Source organism: Mucilaginibacter angelicae (genome assembly GCF_042434235.1).
In the GTDB taxonomy this organism is placed as follows: Bacteria; Bacteroidota; Bacteroidia; order Sphingobacteriales; family Sphingobacteriaceae; genus Mucilaginibacter; species Mucilaginibacter angelicae.
On record NZ_JBHLTS010000080.1, the window covers coordinates 303,969 to 321,111 of the forward strand.

The following is a 17,143-nucleotide window of genomic DNA, read 5'->3' on the forward strand; positions in this document are numbered from 1 at the left end:
TTAGGAGCTTTTTTGAATAAAATTTTATACTTTGGTATAAAATTTTATATTACCTGAACTGTGTCTAAAAAAAATACTACATATACAAACAATACCGAACTGAAAGCGGTCGATTTCTTTTGTGGTGGAGGAGGAATGAGTTATGGAATGCTCCAAGCTGGCATTAAGGTTATTGCCGGAATTGACTACGAGCCTAAATGTAAAGAAACTTACGAAGCAAATATAACAGGTGCCCAGTTTATACAAGCGGATGTCTTTGAACTGAAAGAAACCGATTTAGAGAAAAGCCTGAAATTAAAAAGGAACGATGATAATCTGGTCCTAATCGGATGCAGCCCCTGTCAATTTTGGAGTATAATTAATACCGACAAGGAGAAGTCAAAAAAATCAAAAAACCTACTCATCGAATTTACTCGTTTTGTAAGATATTTCAACCCAGGTTATGTGGTTGTTGAAAATGTTCCTGGTGTGCTGCGCAAGAAAGAAGAAAGTGGATTAAAAGACTTTATAGAGTGGTTAGAAAGTGAAGAGAACGGCTATAAAGTTCATTTCAATGTTCACAATGTCAATGAATTTGGCGTGCCCCAAAGTAGAAAAAGGTTTACATTGATTGCTAACAGAGTATCGAATATTGAACTGCAACCGATCAAATCAGAAGGCCCAAAACTTACTGTAAGGGATGTCTTGGGTCTCGATAACGGTTTTCCATCCATTAAGGATGGTCATACTGATAAAACCCCGTTTCTTCATTCGGTTATGAAGCTCGGCGAAGTTAACGCTGAACGTCTAACATTTGTGAAAAAAGATGGCGGTAATCGATTTGGTTTCGCCGATAACCCTCGACTTCAATTAAAATGCTTTATTGGGAGAGAAAAATCTTTTAGAGATACCTTTGGGCGTCTATGGTGGGACCGCCCCTCGCCAACTATTACAACAAAATTTTATAATATTTCAAACGGGAGATTTGTTCATCCCGAAGAAGATCGAGCGCTTTCTCTACGTGAAGGGGCGGTTCTTCAATCTTTTCCAAAAGACTACAAGTTTTTCGGAAAAGGCATCGATTCCATAGCCCGAATAATTGGCAACGCTGTTCCTCCTGAATATGCAAAATCTATAGGACAAGCCATAAAACAAAATTCGGATGCCGCCATTTAGGACCAAAGCAAGAGCTGTAGACTTATTGGGTAAAGGACAAATCGCTGATTTACCGACCGCAATTACCGAATTATGGAAAAACGGCTTTGATGCGTACGCTGATAATTTAACGGCAGAAATTTATCTGAAAGGCTATCGTGATTTGCCTGAACCAATCTTTGTAATGACGGATGATGGAAAGGGGATGTCTAATAAAGATATTTTTGATAAGTGGTTAGTATTAGGCACCGATTCAAAAAGCAGGACAAATGGAGTTGACGAAGAGGGGGTAGAAACACTTTTTAAAAAGCCAAGGATCAAAGCCGGTGAAAAGGGTATCGGTCGCTTATCAGTTGCTTTTTTAGGATCTCCTATGCTGATGCTCACTAAAAAGCTTGGGTACAATCTCCAAGCCATGTATTTCGACTGGCGCCTTCTTGAAAACTATAATTTGTTTTTAGATGATATTCAAATACCTGTTATCGAGATAGAAGATTTAGATGAATTAAGGGAACGATTCGAAGATTTAAAGAATGAATTTTTATTAAATTTCAAGAAAGTAAAAGACATTGACGGAAATCCCATTTGGGAGAAGACGCAAATTTCTTTGAAGGATAGAATTATTAAATCAACTACAAAAGTTCAGTTACCCGAATTTTTTGAGACGGAAATCCTCAGTAATATTATAGACCTTGTTGATGATCATGGCACCAAATTCGTGATTTTTGAACCTGAAGAGCAAATATTAAATCTTATAGGCACTGCCGACAATAATGACAATGAATTTGTCAGAACGAGTTTAGCCGGATTTACAAATCAGTTTAAGGAAAAGAAAGACAGATTGCCCATAAGTACCTCATTTCCTATTCATCGTGAGACGGGTAATGATTCGGACTTTCTTAACCAAGCCGGAAATTTTTTCGTTCCCGAGGATTATGATTTGGCAGACATTGTAATCGAGGGCAATTTTGATGGCGATGGAGGCTTTAAAGGCAAATTAAAAATCTACAACGAAACGATTTCCTACAACTTTACCAATTCAAGAAAAAAAGATATTCGCAGCAATTATGGGGCATTTCCAATCAAACTAGGATACTCCCAGGGTAATTTCAATGAATCAAAGCTTGAAAGAGGGTTGTATGATAAAATAAACAGAAAAGTTGAAAAGTACGGCGCATTATATCTTTATAGAGACGGTTTCAGGGTGCTTCCATATGGAAGACCTGAGTACGATTTCTTAGAGTTTGAGAAGCGACGAGCTTTGCGCGCGGGTACTTGGTTCTTTGGGCATCGCCGGATGTTCGGTTTTATAGAGCTTGCGAGAAAAGCGAATGAAAACTTAAAAGACAAATCGAGCAGGGAAGGGCTTATTAACAATGCTCCTTATCGCGCTTTCAAAAACGATTTAGAAGCTTTTTTTATGGATCTCGCCAAAGAATATTTTGGCTCTGAAGCGAAAAAAAGCCTGTTTTTAAATAAGAAAAACGAACTAAAAGACCAGTCGGAGGCGCTTAAAAAAGATAAAAAACGCGAAACGGAAGCCAAAAAAGCTTTTTCAAAAAGCTTGAGCGACTACCCGGTAAGATTTAAAAAATACCAGGAGGAATATAAAAGGTTGCTTAGTGAATTGCAATCAAAATTATATAAGTCAAAGGTGATTTATCAGGAACTGGAGGAACTTTTAGAAAGTATACAACAACTCGATCTTGAATTTAAAAACCTAATTCCCCAGGTTTCAAAGGCTTACCAGCCGACTGATCTTCAATTAGATCGCCTGTACAAATATGAAAGTGAAGTTATTGAGTTTAATGATACGATAAAAAGGGAAAGTGAAGAACTTCTAATCAAGGTTCAAAAAGAACTTCAGATCAAAGAGCTTAAAATTGAGTTCGTTAAGCAATATAATCGTTATCATGCAGAATTGGAGACTGTTTTATACCAAAATAAACAGAATCTTGACGATAAGTTCCGTGCTATTACGAGGGAATTTGAAAATAAAACCAGTTCAATATTAGATGACCTTAAATTTAGCAAGGAAGATCTCGAATCATCCATCCTTAGTAAGGATGATGTTATTAATAACACCATAAGCATTAAAAGGAAGTTTGAACAGCTCTCCGAACAGGTGAGTGCAGAAATTACTCCATTGGTTGAGCATATTAAAAAACTCTCTTTCGATATTGATGAAGAATTAGTTCAAGGTGCTTACCGAGCTGAGTATGAAAATATAAAATACCAATGGGAGCAAACAAGGGATGCAGCCCAATTGGGAATTGCAGTAGAAATAATTGATCATGAATTCAACGTGCTGTATTCACAAATCAATTCGGTGATTGAGAAATTAGATTCGGAGATCCCTCAAAAGATTACCGTTCTTTTCAATAATCTTAAAAAATCCTTTAAAAGCCTGGAAGATAAATACGGCCTGCTTTCACCTTTATATCGCATATCGGGAATTAACGCGAAACTTATCACCTGTAAGTCCATATTTGAATATTTAAAAGACTTTTTTGAAAGAAAAATTCGGGAGGATGATATTACTTTCTCGGCCTCGAAAAGTTTTTTAAATCATTCTTTGGAAATTAAAGAACCAGTCATACATACCGTTTTTATAAATTTAGTGAATAATGCTATTTATTGGCTGCGGAGTGTAGATGAAAAAGAAGTCTCTTTTGATTATAAAAAAGACACCGGCGAAATATTAATAATGAACTCCGGACTTAAAATTGAAGAGCATAGGTTGAATAAAATATTTGAACTCTTTTACTCAAATCGCCCTGGTGGCAGAGGAATCGGTTTATTTCTTTCAAAACAAAGTCTTGCTGACAACTACTTTGAGATCTACGCTACAAATGACCCTAATTATAACAGGCTTAATGGAGCCTGTTTTGTACTTAAACCTATCACCTAAATTATATAATGTATGGCATCCCGTTTATACAACCAAACGGCCAACAAAATCATAACGGACTCAATAAAATCCGTTGTATTTATAGACGAAAAAGCACTGGAATCCTATGTGCCTCTGCCAGCTACGCCTCTTCCTGAAGAAAGCCTTTCTATAAAGCTTTTCAATAAATTTAAGCAAGCCGGTTCCTCTCTGACTGTTCATAAATTTGTAGCAAGTGATCTTGGTAAACCAGATCTGATAAGATACCTTTTTGATAACAGAGATCTTGTTTTACTGGATTGGGAGTTGGATAGAGATTATGCAACAGGAAAAGAATATTCTCTTAAATTATTAGCCGATGTCGTTGCCTCCGCCCACTTACACTTTTGTGCTATATACACTGCAACTACTCGTGAGAGTGACGTATTTGATAACGTAATATCTTTCTTTTCAGGTAGAACTCGGGCCGAGTATGAACAAATTGAGCTTGACATTACTCCCTATTTAGATCAGATCAGACCCGTTTTAGAAAATGTGGACATTTATGATCATTTAAAGAACCAGCGATTGATTGGATCATTAGCTGGTATTGACGGTTTTATAAGAGATGCGCTGGCAGCAACACATACAACAGATATTAAAAAAGCCCTAATTGCGATAAAAATCGCAGTTAACCCTACTTTTATAAAATCAGTAACGCCTAATCCACTGCCTGAAATTATCGATAAAGCGAACAAGATTATTGTCATCAACAACACTATCGTTACCCTAATAAAAAAAGATCATAGAAGAGACCCCAAAAGACTGGTAAGTCGCTTATCCAATCAAATTACCAATTCTACAAATAGTTTTACTCAATTGCTCGGCATTGAAATGCAAAACATTTTTGCCCGCAAAGGGTCATTTGTAGATTCCAATTTATTAAACATATCGCTTAAAACGTTTTTATATCATAGACACCAGATAAATGGAGTATTAGACGATCTGCCTTTTGAATTATTTATAAAGGATCTTCTGATCGCCCAAGCCAAATTAAACTTACGAGAAGAGCAACTTGCCATTTTAGATAACGACTTTCTTACCGCGATCACTCCAAAATATCCGAAGGCCTCATCCGGAGAAATAGCCAAAATCAATACTTTTTATAATGGCTCGGCGCTAACTGAAGAAAGGAAAGTGAATTTTGGCGATATATTTCATTTTAGGGATAACATTTATTACATGTGCATCACACCCCTTTGCGATTGTTTGTATCCGGATGACAACATAAAAAACAAGTATTTCTTTGTTAAGGGTATAAGTTTCAATGATATTGAAGAAGCGATTTCCTTAGGCGATGAAGCTTTTATCTCTTATATCGATGAATTAACATGTATATCATGGGTATGGGTTGCACCTAAAAGCGACAAGGCAGATAAGCATAAACCTATTTATGTAAAACCTAATCAACTGTATATTCCCGACGGAACAATTGCTGAAGGAAAATTAAAGGCTCATGATTATCATAAGGGAGCTCCTTTCGAAATTAACCTAACCTATCGATTTACTCTTAGGCAACAATATGCTCAAAGAATAGCAAATCATGCTTTTTCGCATCCTTTGCGGGTAGGCGTTGATTATGTAAAAAAATAACAATATGAATGAGGATTGGTCTGATCGGGAAGTTGAATTAGTCGTTGCAGACTATTTTTCAATGCTCATAGATGAACTCATGGGCATTAAGATAAATAAAACGAATCACCGTCATGCTTTAATGCCTCTTTTGAAAAATCGATCCGATGGATCTGTAGAGTTTAAGCACCAAAATATCAGTGCAGTGCTTACCGAGATGGGATATCCTTTTATAAAAGGCTATAAGCCAAGATTCAATTTTCAGCGATCAAAGCTTATAATGGTTGTTGATCGCTATGTTCGGGCTCATGCGAATATTGAATCTAAATTTAAGATGTTTTCAGACGCTATTCCTGAAATCATTAAAACAGTTGAATTTTCTTCTTGGATAGTTTCAGCTCCTGAGATTTCGGAGATTCCAAACAAGATCAAGACAATTAGAAGACCTATAAAAATAAATTATTTGGAAAGGGAACAGGATAATAGAAGTCTCGGATTGAAAGGTGAAGAACTTGTTTTGAATTATGAAAGATATAGTTTAATTGCTGCTGGCAAGGACAAACTTGCCGATAAGGTAGAATGGATTTCCAAAGAGTTGGGCGATGGACTAGGCTTTGATATATTGTCAAAAAATATTAATGGTTCCGATAAATATGTGGAAGTAAAAACCACTAAGCTAAGTAAAGAATCACCGTTTTATTTTTCTTTGAACGAGTATAATTTTTCCATTGAAAACCAAGCGAATTATCATTTATACAGAATTTTTAACTTTAATCAAAGCCCTCAAATGTTTAAACTTACAGGAAGATATGATGAGTTTTGCAGGGTTCAACCCACCCATTTCAGAGGCGAATTTTAAATGCGTTTCATAGGTTCTTTATGGAGCTCATTTCCTTATCCAATATAGTTAGATTAGGATGATCTGGGTCAAAGACATTTTCCCAAATTAATTTTGCCTTTTCAAAATTTTCCATAGCGAAAGAAGTCTGATCCAGCGCAACGTGATTTTGCCCTAAGCTGAGATAGATGAGCCCAGAATTATGTTGTGTACCCATCGATAACGATAGTGGTAAAGCGGTCATTAATAAGTCAATCGCTAAGTTATATTGACGCTCATGGGTATAAATCAAAGCCAAATTGGTTTGTCCAAGGCAAATGATATTGTTATTGCCGATAAGACGTCCTATTGCTATGCCACCTTCCATGTGATCAATAGCTTTTTTGGTTTGACCTAAGCTATAATAGGCGCTTCCCAAACTACAAAGAATGCTTCCCTCAGATTGTTTAATCCCCAACTTCCCAGCCAGTTCATGTGCCTTTTCTCCATAAAAAACAGTCTTCGCATAATCCCCTGTCTTATTATAAAGTGTAATTAGGTTACCTAACGTTGTACAAAGATCATATTCGTCGCCTTGACTTTCAATAATTCGCGAAGCAGATAGGAAGCATTGTTCAGACATATCGTACTGCCCCATATTCTTATAGACATTTCCAAGCGATTGTAATTGACTAATCTGCCCTTGCGAATTGCCGATACGTTCACAACTTGCTAATGACGCATTCAGGCAGTTAACAGCATCTTTAAATCGTCCTACAGAATTATAGGTCAATGCCAGGTTTCCTAATTCGCTTGAAAAGCGTTGCTCATCGTTTAGCTGCAAAGCAATAGCGATACCTTTATCATAATGATCGATAGAACTATCAAATTCGCATATATTATGAAATAGTCTACCGCATATTTGATGTTTGAATCCATTTGTAAGGACCTTTTCAGCCTGTGCAAACCACCTGTCAACCAATGGATTCCAGATAACTTTTTCCCTTGAAATAAATTTATAATCCGGTAGATTCGTTAATGACCAGAGTGCTTTTACAAAATCATCAGTGTCATAAAATAACCTATGGCTATCCACAAAGCCAGTGAATGGATTTTTTTCAACTTTCAATGTTATGTCCTCAATATGAAATTCTTTATCCTTCGAATGTTCAAGGTAGAGCACTGCACTTTGATTGTTTTTAATCAATTTAATTTCCGGTGATATATCGAAGACATCTGAACTGCTATAACCCAATATAATAACAGTTGGGTTTAGACTTTTATTGAAAAGTTGCTTGATTACTCTATTTTTATTAATGCACATAGTCTGAGTTGCAACCATTTCCATGTTAATGGCCATGCTTTCCAAATCACTTGCCGTGCCATGTATTTTTATCAGATTTATGCCATTTCCGGACCACCCGATATTTGCAAACTCTTCTTCAGTCGAATATATATTATAGTCAATGTTTTCGTAGAGTCCTACCACTGCAAATGCTTGCTCAATTAATATATCAAAATTGGTAGTAACGATATTCTTAATTCGCTTTTCCTTTGCCAGATACGCCATGAATAGATGATTTGTATTATAATCACCCAGTTCGAAAATTCTTAACAAATCAGTAATATCCGTTTCTCTTTGTAGCAATTCCATAATCGCTTCAAAAGGATAATCTGAATAATAAATAAGTTGCCTCTGTTCCTCTGCCAATTCAAATTTTTCAAAAAGCGCGGTCAGAAATTGATAAACTACTGGCAGCCCCGAATTATATGAAATTCCAGCCCCGCACAATATTGATAGTTTTTCGGAGAATATTTTTTCTAAGAAATGGCTTAGAAAATTTTTAGAATTGTCTTCCATGTGGGTAAGATTTAGGTTTAATTTACCGTAAAATAATACTGTTTATCCAATCGGATGTTCCGCTGCGCAACATTAATGTAGTCGAACAGAGCAGTCGACATATTCATTAAATGGTCCGTTTGATTTTAACTCCTTCGTTTTTTTCAATAGTGGCCAAAATAATCTCCATGCGGTTGCCGATTAAACATTCATATTTCCCTTTCCGAAATTCCATCATAATCCCGATTAATTGAGCTGATGACTTGAATTTATTATGTTTAAATTCAATATCGACATACCATACGCCACAACCACTTAATCCGTAATGCTCGGTTTTAATCTTCTCTACTTTGTTGCTTTGGATGTTTACTGCCTTACCCTGGAACTCGAATGCATAATGTGCGAGCGGATTTAAGCCATAGTATTCAAATACCTTATCCTGACATGGCAGACTAAAATAAGCGGAGCCAAAAGTTTTAACTGCTCCATCGGCTTTTTTTTGATTAATAACAGGATATCCAAATATGCAATAGTTAGGTTCCAATAATGATTTCCAGTGATGCAGCATTTTATGGATAGGCATAAACCGGTAGGTGTACCGTAAAAGTCTTGCTAATTCTGGTGTTAATTTAATATAAGCAATGTCGTACTTGTTTTCCTTATCCATAGTCGTACCATACGCATGACCGGCAACGGATATATGAGTATCAGCGAGAGGGACAAACAGTTTACTGGCATTTGACCAATCTTCGATAACGTGTGATGCTGTTAAAATATAAGACGATGGCCCTAACTCGACCATTACACCTGACGCAAATGGGGTGACGCCACCCTTGCCATCCTCTTTAAAAAACTGGCACGTGGAAAGCCCAATATCGCCCTGTATTAATTTAGTCCGTTCCTCATTGATTAGGGCATCAATATATTCATCCAACTCATCGTATTCTTCCTCCATTATAAGGCTTATAAATCTCTAAACCTTGTTGTATTTACTACACCTTGATCTAATAAATTCTTTATTTCAGACGTAGAATAGACCGATGCCAATTTAGTTTTGAAAGCATTTAAATTTAATGCTTCGTTTTCGGTCGGCTTAGATTTAAGAAATTTATCAATGGCTTTTTCTATATTCTTTTTTATCGCGGCTAGTTGTTTATCGTATGAACCTAAATGTTTCGTAGAAGTCGCCCCATTCTCTGTTTCTATTAGATTTTGGAAGTAAGAGTTTTTTGAATTATGTGCGTCGTAGTCACATTTAAAAGCTCTACGGATGAATACTTCGTAGCACATGGAGTCAGTATATGAGGACATGGTATTTAAATTTTCAGGATGTCTGGTATACAGCTAATTTACTTATTATAATGACCTATAACCATATTTTTTCGACGGTAATTTTATCGTTAAAAATTGCCAAAATTATCTAAGATAATTTCGACAGTTATTCACCTGCTCAATCAATATGGCCGACTTTAGCTTCGGATAATGCAATTCCACATATTCTTTAAAAGCCCTAACTGTTTCCATATTATCCCATTCCATCGCAGTAAGGCAAAGCAATGGCCATCTTTTAGTTTCCTTCATGAAGCCATAAAGAGGAAGATAAGGTGGTGAGTAATAAAATGAATTTTCTACCAGTTTCTCATATAAGACATTATTAAACGATCTTTTTAAATCCCCCGCCAAATCGTAAGCTACCACATTTTTTCCTCCCCATTTAACCAGGTCACCCATAAAAGGCATTCCCTCATCCCAAAAGAAAGTATACATGTAATCCAAAAATCCACTTTCGGTTATATCACAAAGGTCCTGACTGAAATAAGTATAGTCCTTTTTGAATATCTCCAAAGAAAAATCATCCTTGTGCTTTTCAATTATAAAGTCGATCACTTCGTTTTCTTTGGCAATCACATCTTTTAATTCTGGTCCTTTAGGCTTTAATGGTGGTATATCAAGTAAATACCGGGCTTTAGAAAACAATTCGAAGTAATAGCTCTTAAAGAATATCGTTTTCCGCTCAAAAGTTACCTGCACGTATAGTGGATGAGTTAGCTGGCCATGGAAATCCACCTGCTTCAAACGGTCATTTAAGTATGTTTTGTAACTGATCTTATTCACTTTTTTAAAAAATATTTTTTGATACGGTTTGACCGCTTTTGATGTTCGCTTCTTTTGATTAAACCGCAATAATTAATCAGGCTTAACCAAAAACGATCAATCCTAATTAAGTCGTTTGCTAATTGAATATGCCAAAATTAATCATTTGTTTTGATATGTTTTATTTTGTCAAAACAATGTTTTACATTTGTTTTAAATAAAAACTACTGCGATTAAATCAATTGCAGATTAAAACCCGCCATTCCCATAGGTCAGCGAATGGCGCGACGAACTATTTTATTAACTAAATTAAATGCGACCAAATGAGTTAGTAACAACAGAGGCTCTGGATGCCTTCGAAAAAAGAATCCTGGAAAAAATTGAAGCTCTTCTTCAGCCTGAAAAAAGACAAAGTAAGCAATGGGTAAAGAGCAAAGATGTGCGAAAACTATTGGACATCTCGTCAGGCACTTTGCAAAATTTGCGTATCAATGGCACGCTTAGCTTTACGAAGATAGGCGGCATGATGTACTATAAACTGGAGGACATTCAAAAAGTTCTGGAAGGGGGTAAACAATGACACCCGCTGTTAAAGTCAATAAATTCAAGGCATACGATGAGCGGGTTATGAAAATGAAAGAAGACCCGAGTTTATCCATAAGTCATTCAAGTCTTTACAATGCTTTATTTATTTGTTTACTGCAGAATGATGGGATTACCTTTTTTTCAGTCAGTCGTAGAAAACTGATGTGCTATAGTAATATTAGATCTACCGGTACCTATCATAAATGTATTAAGAAGTTGGTTGAATTGGGCTGTATTAAATATAGCCCATCTTACCATCCTGTAAAAGGCAGCCTGATTTCCTGGCAGGAGGGGGTATCTTGAGAACTACCGATCCTATGATCACTTAATCGATAGATCTTGTAATCCGTAGATCTTACGATCAGATTATCATTAAATCGCACGATCTGCAAATCTTGCAATCATGTTATCCGCCTATCTAAGCCCAAACTGGACAAGCCGTTTTCGATTCTCGAAAACGGCTTTTAAATGGTTCCTGAAATCACCCTCTCAGTTTTACGAAGCCTCAATTAACTTAAAATCATTATCAAAAAACATGTTGCTTTTGTAACTGCAAGATGTCTTTTTGTATGACAAAAAGTCTCTTGCCCTCCCGGGAGGATTTAAAAAAAATCGCAACTCATTTTTTCTTGGAAGTCCTTAAAATATTGCAAGAAAGCCCAATTCCTAATTGGTTAGATGGGCAACAATGAATAAATTACTATCGTGGGATTACCTTACTCACCACTATCGCAAAGGTAGTCCAAGCCGGAATAAAATGTCAAGGGTATACAAGCGAGCCGTATTGTAAGCTTTCAGCAGCTGGCTCGCCCTTGACATTTTATCCGGCTTTGCTTTTAGTTGCTTACATGATGATTAAGGCTGTATTGTTCATAGCTGTCAAAAAAGAGAAAGAATTTAATAAAGTCGATATGTGCTATAAGCGCATGTTTGCCGGATGAAAATTAAAAAAAATAACAAATCCATTGGCTTGCTTTTTCAGCAGGCACTCGACAGAAAGCTCTCTTCTGACATTAGTAAACTGCATAGAGATAGCCTTCGCTATGCCTACAATCAGTTCATGATCTTTTTAGGGCCAGAAGGCCGTGAAATGTCAATCAAGAAATTAAAGACATCTACAATTGAAGAATTTCTCCAACGCTACAATTCATCTCCAACGAGCTACATGAATAAACGGCGTGAACTGAGTTCCCTTTTTAACGCGGCTACCCGACTAATCGATGAATCTTTAATGACGGTTAAGAAAACAGAAGTACAGAAAATCAAGCCTACACTTCATTTAGCTTATGAAAAGGATCAGCTAAAACCAGTGCTCAATTTTCTAAAAGCCAGGCAAACCAATCTTTATCGCTGCTGCCTGATGACCTATGGCTGCTTATTACGCCCCCATGAGGAGATACGGCTACTGACCAAAAAGCATTTTAAGATTAACAATACCGAGATCCATTTAGATGGTAGTGAGAATAAGGGTGGCAAGATCCGAGTTGTCTATGTACCCGATTATGTAAGGCACGAACTGGATCCTGTTCTTGACAGGATTAAAAGAGATGACAATATATTCAGTTTAATTAACGAGCCGTTTAATGATGATTATTTCAGCAAACAATGGTCACGGGAAAAGAAAATATTATTGAGCCATGGGTTGATATACCCTAAACAGACATTATATTCTTTTCGGCATACCGCTGCGATAGATGTATTTCGCCGTACGAAGGATGTTTATATGGTTCAGAAAATGATGGGACATTCATCAGTGCTTATAACGATGAAATATCTGCGAAGCCTGGGTGAGTTTAATATGGATGAGTTAAAGTCTGCAGCGCCAGTTTTATGATCAGATTTACACGTAAAGAAATCTACCAGATGGTATGGGAGCTACCAATGACAGAGATTGCTAAGAAATATAAGATATCGGATGTTGGTTTTCGTAAAATATGCCTTCGTATGAATATTCCTGTTCCAAAGACAGGCTCCTGGGCTAAAGTTAAAGCAGGGCATCATAGACGCCAACCTAAACTGCCGGCTCAATGGGATGGACAAGATTTTATTGAACTCAAAGAACGACCTCAGGAACAACCAGTTAAAAAAACTTCCGAACGAATACAACTCGTTAAGGAAATAACTCAGAGGGAATTACCATTTAAGGTACCAGGACGGTTGATAAAACCTGATCCGCTAATTATAGCTGCAAAAGAAAGTTTGGAAAAACTGACTGATATCAATTATCCTGGAATGGCTGTAACCACAAAAGGGCAACTGGATATTCGCGTGGCACCATCCAATATTGGGCGGGCACTTCGTTTTATGGATACGTTAATTAAGTGCGTACGTGCCCGAGGATTCATTTATGAGATAACTACAGATGGGAATTATATTGTTGTTGGTGAGGTAAAACTCAGGGTCAATTTTCGAGAACGAACAACCAAATTCAAGGCGGATAAACCCTATCAGGAATTTGAGTGGCGGCCAAATGGTAAAATAGTGTTTCGACTTGATGACAGGTTAAAGTCTGAATGGGGAGATTCAAAAACCAAACTATTAGAAGACCAGCTACCAAAAATACTGGCGAAGTTGGATATATCTGCTAAACAAGAAGAGGAGTATTTAAAAAATGCACTTATATGGCAAGAGAATTGGGAAAAGCAACGCAAACTTCAGGCAAAACGTGATGCACACCAGCATGAAGAGCGAGAGAGTTTTAAAGAGTTAATGACACAGGCAAAGCGCTGGAGACAGGCGCAGCTTATTCGAGAGTACCTTGCTTTAATACCCAGCCCCAATAATGATTGGCTGGCTTGGGCCAGGCATAAAGCAGATTGGCTCGACCCAGTTACAATGGCTGAAGATGAATGGATGACGGAAGGAGATAAGGATATCTTTTAACGGCAACTGATTCTAATACACCAGAGCGGCTGTATCATAATATATGATACAGCCGCTTTTCTTAATTTATTCGGATATTTATCTAATTGACTATCAAAAATGGCTTCGATTGCCTCTTCAAAAAACCAATTCAAAAGATTTTTTTAACAGCTCTAAGGCTTTTTTTTGCTCCCTAACTTTACCGACGCGGATTGCATCGACTAAAGCAAGTTTATCATATAGCCGTTCGTCATCCGTTGCCGCCATTACTTGATTGGGGTATAGCGGTATTATCGCCTGGCCTTTTGATTTCCTATCAGCACTTGGCCATACATAGGTTTCATCAGATACAAAGTATTTTTTTAGAATTGGAGCGCTGTGTGCGGTTGGCAGCCCGCGAACAATTGCGCCTGGCTCAGCCGGGAAAACAAATTTCAACCCGTGTTCAATAAAATTATAAAGGGCAGTTTTAAAAACAACCCGTTTATCAGGGCTGATCAATTTGGCAATCATGGAACGATTTAAGGATTCGCTGATCTCAGAATTGCTGATGTATAAACTATTCGCAAGATCTTTGTTCAGCCAGTTTTTGTCTGACGAAGTTATTTTCAGCAGTAAGACCAAATCATGCGGCCTCATCCCATTATGTGCTTTCATATACGAATATAATCACCAATTTCTAAATTCGCGATTTGCGAATTTAGAAATTGGTGATTTGGTTATTTCGTAATAATATTAAGTTGTTAATGCATAGTTGGTATTTCGTACGCCGCCAGGCTCCTTCTCCGCAAATTTGCGGAGAATACAACACTTGTTCTCCGCATCATTTATAAAACTGGCAGTACCCGTATCACTCATCTTCGATACCCGCCTCTGCCTCTTCCCGTATCTTCAGAATTATCATTACCCTCTTGATTAAATCCTGGGTTGTGTTGCATCCAATCATATTCGTACACTGCACTGTTAATACTACTTTTCACAATTTCCCATGTGAGCTTTTCGTCTTTAAGAATCACAGGAACAGTTAAGTCAACTTCTCCATGATAAAGTAAGGCTAAACGTGCAATAACGAGATCAGCTTTTGGATACTTGATGTGATAAAAGTTCATTATATTCTCATAAGAAAACTTCTTAAGTAAATAATGTATATCTATGAAATCCTTGACTCTGCGTCCACTATTTACAATTGCGTTTATTTTCATAGCAGCTATATCTTCCAAAGACATTATTCGAATACCTTCTTGTGGATCTATATTTCTAATCGTTGGATATTTATGACTTATTATGTCAAAGTCAACATTTAATATACTTCCGCTAATATAATTGCCATTTTGCCGTTTGATCCGGGCATCATAATGTGTTTTTAAGTGATCTGCTAATTGCGCAGAGTCAAAATCACCTGAATTAAATAGATCAATGTCTATCGATTCCCGGTGTCCCATTTGTAGTGCCATAGCCGTTCCACCGACAAGATGAAATGAATTAATTTGCTGATCTCGCATCAGCTTTTTAATTAGATCCAGTGTCCCTGGTTTAACTGTTTCTTTGTGTAACATTTGAGCTCTTTTTTGCTCAATTGAAAATATTCACAAACAAGGTCAGTTGTCATATCAGTCAGATAAGTAATTTCCTCTTTCAGTGCGTAGATAACATTATCATGGCCATAAAATCGTATCAACTCCTTCCAATCAGATTCGTCGCCTTTATCAAGCACCCGCTCCATAATCGTCAGCCTTGACCTTCTCCAATCAATTTTATCAAAATCAAAATCCCAGAATAATACAGGCGGCAGGTTAGGCCTGGTGACTTTTTGTATCAATGGCTGCCGCTCTATTTTAACATCGTCATTTTCAAATGGGATTTTTTTCTTGGAAAGGTAATTATTGAGGGTATGATAATTAAAATCAGGGTAGCTGTCGCAAAAACCTTTAAGACTTGAAAATACATCAATATCGATTCCTGCAAAGCGTTTCCAATGCACTAATACTACTCTTTTATTGATCTCTTTTATCATACCCAAAATTAACTAAAAACTATACGAACTGCCTAATATTTGTGAATATTTGTCAATTGATGGTTTTAATTAATTGCCGACAACTTAACTTTAAGTGCGGCCATATCAGAACTGATCTTATGATCCATTACCTTAGCATAGATTTGTGTGGTCTTTATGCTGGTGTGCCCCATCATCTTAGCTACACTTTCTATCGGAACGCCATTATTAAGCGTTACGGTCGTGGCAAACGTATGCCGGGCAATATGGAAAGTCAGTAATTTGGAAATGCCGCACAAGTCGGCTATTTCCTTTAAATAGGCATTCATTTTTTGGTTACTCATCACCGGTAGCAAAAGGTCATCGACAATGCATTGCGGATTGTCTTCGTATTTTTCAATAACTTTTAATGCGGCCGGCAAAATGGGAATGCGGGATAAAGTATCTGTTTTTTGGCGGTTGGTATGGATCCATAGGTCGCCGTCGATTCCCTTAGCCATTTCGGAACGCTTAAGCTTTTTAACATCGACATAGGCAAGCCCTGTATAGCAACTAAATAGGAAAATATCCCTAACTAAACGCAGCCTATCTACAGAAAATTCCTTTTCTGCGATGGCTGTCAAATCTTCCTTGGTCAACACAACCCGGTGAACTTTTTTGGTTTTGGGCTTATAGTTCAGATACGGGTCGACAGTAAGCCAACCGTTCCCCAAACAGATACGGACAATTTTCCCAAGGTTTTTGATGTACTTGATCGCAGAATTGTTGGCACACTTGCGCACGCTCCGCAGGTAGTATTCAAAGTCATTCAGGAATTCAAAATTGATTTTATTGATAGGTATATCAGATACATTGTGCTGCCATTGCATAAAATCTTTGGTATGCATTAAAGCTGTTTCATAACGTTGTAATGTGCTCTTCTCAAATTCCTGTCCTACCAGGCTGCGCATCTTTTGGTTATGATCTTCAAAAACGCTAACCAAGGTGCGGACCTTTTCTGTTTTGCCAATAAAGCGATTTTTGAGGCTCTCGGCAGTAACCATTTCGTCATTAGTCGTCATCCATCGATGAAACTCCTGGGCTTTGGCCTGCAAGGTGTCGAGATAAGAGTTGAGGGTACGAACGTCTTCTTTGGTGCCGATAGCACGGCCTGCTTGTGTATTCCAGCGGGAGGGCTCGCAAGTTTTACCTGTTGAAGCTTCCGCTCTTTGTCCTTCAACAGTAAACCGGAGATAGATGGCCACTGGGCCATTCTTGTAGGTAGAGCGCTTCTTTAAATAAAAAAGCAAATTGATGTTAGTTCTCATTACAAATGAA

The 17,143-nt window shown here is 37.2% G+C and carries 15 protein-coding genes; 7 read left to right on the forward strand and 8 right to left on the reverse strand.

Translation table 11 applies throughout. The annotated features are described in order from the left end of the window. Nucleotides 1-60: 60 nt before the first annotated feature. From ACFFGT_RS32635 to ACFFGT_RS32650, 4 genes are read left to right on the forward strand one after another with little or no spacing between them, the layout of a single operon-like run. Nucleotides 61-1,155, forward strand: coding sequence for a DNA cytosine methyltransferase (locus tag ACFFGT_RS32635; protein WP_377026710.1), 1,095 nt, complete (start codon nucleotides 61-63; stop codon nucleotides 1,153-1,155). Then, a complete protein-coding gene (locus ACFFGT_RS32640) occupies nucleotides 1,142-4,045 on the forward strand; it encodes an ATP-binding protein (RefSeq protein WP_377026711.1) in 2,904 nt (967 codons plus the stop codon). Before ACFFGT_RS32635 ends, ACFFGT_RS32640 begins: the two co-directional genes overlap by 14 nt. 12 nt (nucleotides 4,046-4,057) lie before the next feature. Continuing rightward, a complete protein-coding gene (locus ACFFGT_RS32645) occupies nucleotides 4,058-5,656 on the forward strand; it encodes a response regulator receiver domain (protein WP_377026712.1) in 1,599 nt (532 codons plus the stop codon). A 4-nt stretch (nucleotides 5,657-5,660) separates the two neighbouring features. Next, nucleotides 5,661-6,494: a protein NO VEIN domain-containing protein gene (locus ACFFGT_RS32650; protein WP_377026713.1), complete on the forward strand. Its 834-nt coding sequence runs from the start codon at nucleotides 5,661-5,663 to the stop codon at nucleotides 6,492-6,494. Between the two features lie 7 nt (nucleotides 6,495-6,501). On the opposite strand, the gene ACFFGT_RS32655 is transcribed toward ACFFGT_RS32650, so the two are convergent. The 4 genes from ACFFGT_RS32655 to ACFFGT_RS32670 all read right to left on the reverse strand — a co-directional run bounded on the left by ACFFGT_RS32655 (nucleotide 6,502) and on the right by ACFFGT_RS32670 (nucleotide 10,407). Continuing rightward, the gene (locus ACFFGT_RS32655; RefSeq protein WP_377026714.1) at nucleotides 6,502-8,313 is read right to left on the reverse strand and encodes an SIR2 family protein; all 1,812 of its coding nucleotides are present in this window, start codon (nucleotides 8,311-8,313) and stop codon (nucleotides 6,502-6,504) included. 106 nt (nucleotides 8,314-8,419) lie between these two features. Beyond that, nucleotides 8,420-9,247: a hypothetical protein gene (locus ACFFGT_RS32660; RefSeq protein WP_377026715.1), complete on the reverse strand. Its 828-nt coding sequence runs from the start codon at nucleotides 9,245-9,247 to the stop codon at nucleotides 8,420-8,422. An 8-nt stretch (nucleotides 9,248-9,255) separates the two neighbouring features. After that, nucleotides 9,256-9,582, reverse strand: coding sequence for a hypothetical protein (locus tag ACFFGT_RS32665; RefSeq protein ID WP_377026716.1), 327 nt, complete (start codon nucleotides 9,580-9,582; stop codon nucleotides 9,256-9,258). 126 nt (nucleotides 9,583-9,708) lie between these two features. Beyond that, nucleotides 9,709-10,407: a hypothetical protein gene (locus ACFFGT_RS32670; protein ID WP_377026717.1), complete on the reverse strand. Its 699-nt coding sequence runs from the start codon at nucleotides 10,405-10,407 to the stop codon at nucleotides 9,709-9,711. A 292-nt stretch (nucleotides 10,408-10,699) separates the two neighbouring features. On the opposite strand from ACFFGT_RS32670, the gene ACFFGT_RS32675 reads away from it, so the two are divergent. From ACFFGT_RS32675 to ACFFGT_RS32685, 3 genes are all read left to right on the forward strand, one after another. Next, nucleotides 10,700-10,966, forward strand: a complete 267-nt coding sequence (locus tag ACFFGT_RS32675) for a helix-turn-helix domain-containing protein (protein WP_377026718.1) — start codon at nucleotides 10,700-10,702, stop codon at nucleotides 10,964-10,966. 942 nt (nucleotides 10,967-11,908) lie between these two features. Next, nucleotides 11,909-12,805 (forward strand): tyrosine-type recombinase/integrase, encoded by an 897-nt coding sequence (locus ACFFGT_RS32680; RefSeq protein ID WP_377026719.1) that lies wholly within the window; start codon nucleotides 11,909-11,911, stop codon nucleotides 12,803-12,805. A 47-nt stretch (nucleotides 12,806-12,852) separates the two neighbouring features. After that, nucleotides 12,853-13,854, forward strand: coding sequence for a hypothetical protein (locus ACFFGT_RS32685; RefSeq protein WP_377026720.1), 1,002 nt, complete (start codon nucleotides 12,853-12,855; stop codon nucleotides 13,852-13,854). Between the two features lie 117 nt (nucleotides 13,855-13,971). Here ACFFGT_RS32685 and ACFFGT_RS32690 read toward each other — a convergent pair whose 3' ends face one another. The 4 genes from ACFFGT_RS32690 to ACFFGT_RS32705 form a co-directional block, all read right to left on the reverse strand. After that, on the reverse strand, nucleotides 13,972-14,490 hold the full coding sequence (locus tag ACFFGT_RS32690) for a hypothetical protein (RefSeq protein WP_377026721.1): 519 nt from the start codon (nucleotides 14,488-14,490) through the stop codon (nucleotides 13,972-13,974). Between the two features lie 197 nt (nucleotides 14,491-14,687). Then, complete coding sequence (locus ACFFGT_RS32695) at nucleotides 14,688-15,389, reverse strand: nucleotidyl transferase AbiEii/AbiGii toxin family protein (RefSeq protein ID WP_377026722.1); 702 nt, start codon at nucleotides 15,387-15,389, stop codon at nucleotides 14,688-14,690. Further along, nucleotides 15,347-15,847 (reverse strand): DUF6922 domain-containing protein, encoded by a 501-nt coding sequence (locus ACFFGT_RS32700; protein ID WP_147054148.1) that lies wholly within the window; start codon nucleotides 15,845-15,847, stop codon nucleotides 15,347-15,349. The genes ACFFGT_RS32695 and ACFFGT_RS32700 overlap by 43 nt, the downstream gene beginning before the upstream one ends. Nucleotides 15,848-15,912: 65 nt before the next feature. Beyond that, complete coding sequence (locus tag ACFFGT_RS32705) at nucleotides 15,913-17,133, reverse strand: site-specific integrase (RefSeq protein ID WP_377026723.1); 1,221 nt, start codon at nucleotides 17,131-17,133, stop codon at nucleotides 15,913-15,915. Between the last annotated feature and the right edge of the window lie 10 nt (nucleotides 17,134-17,143).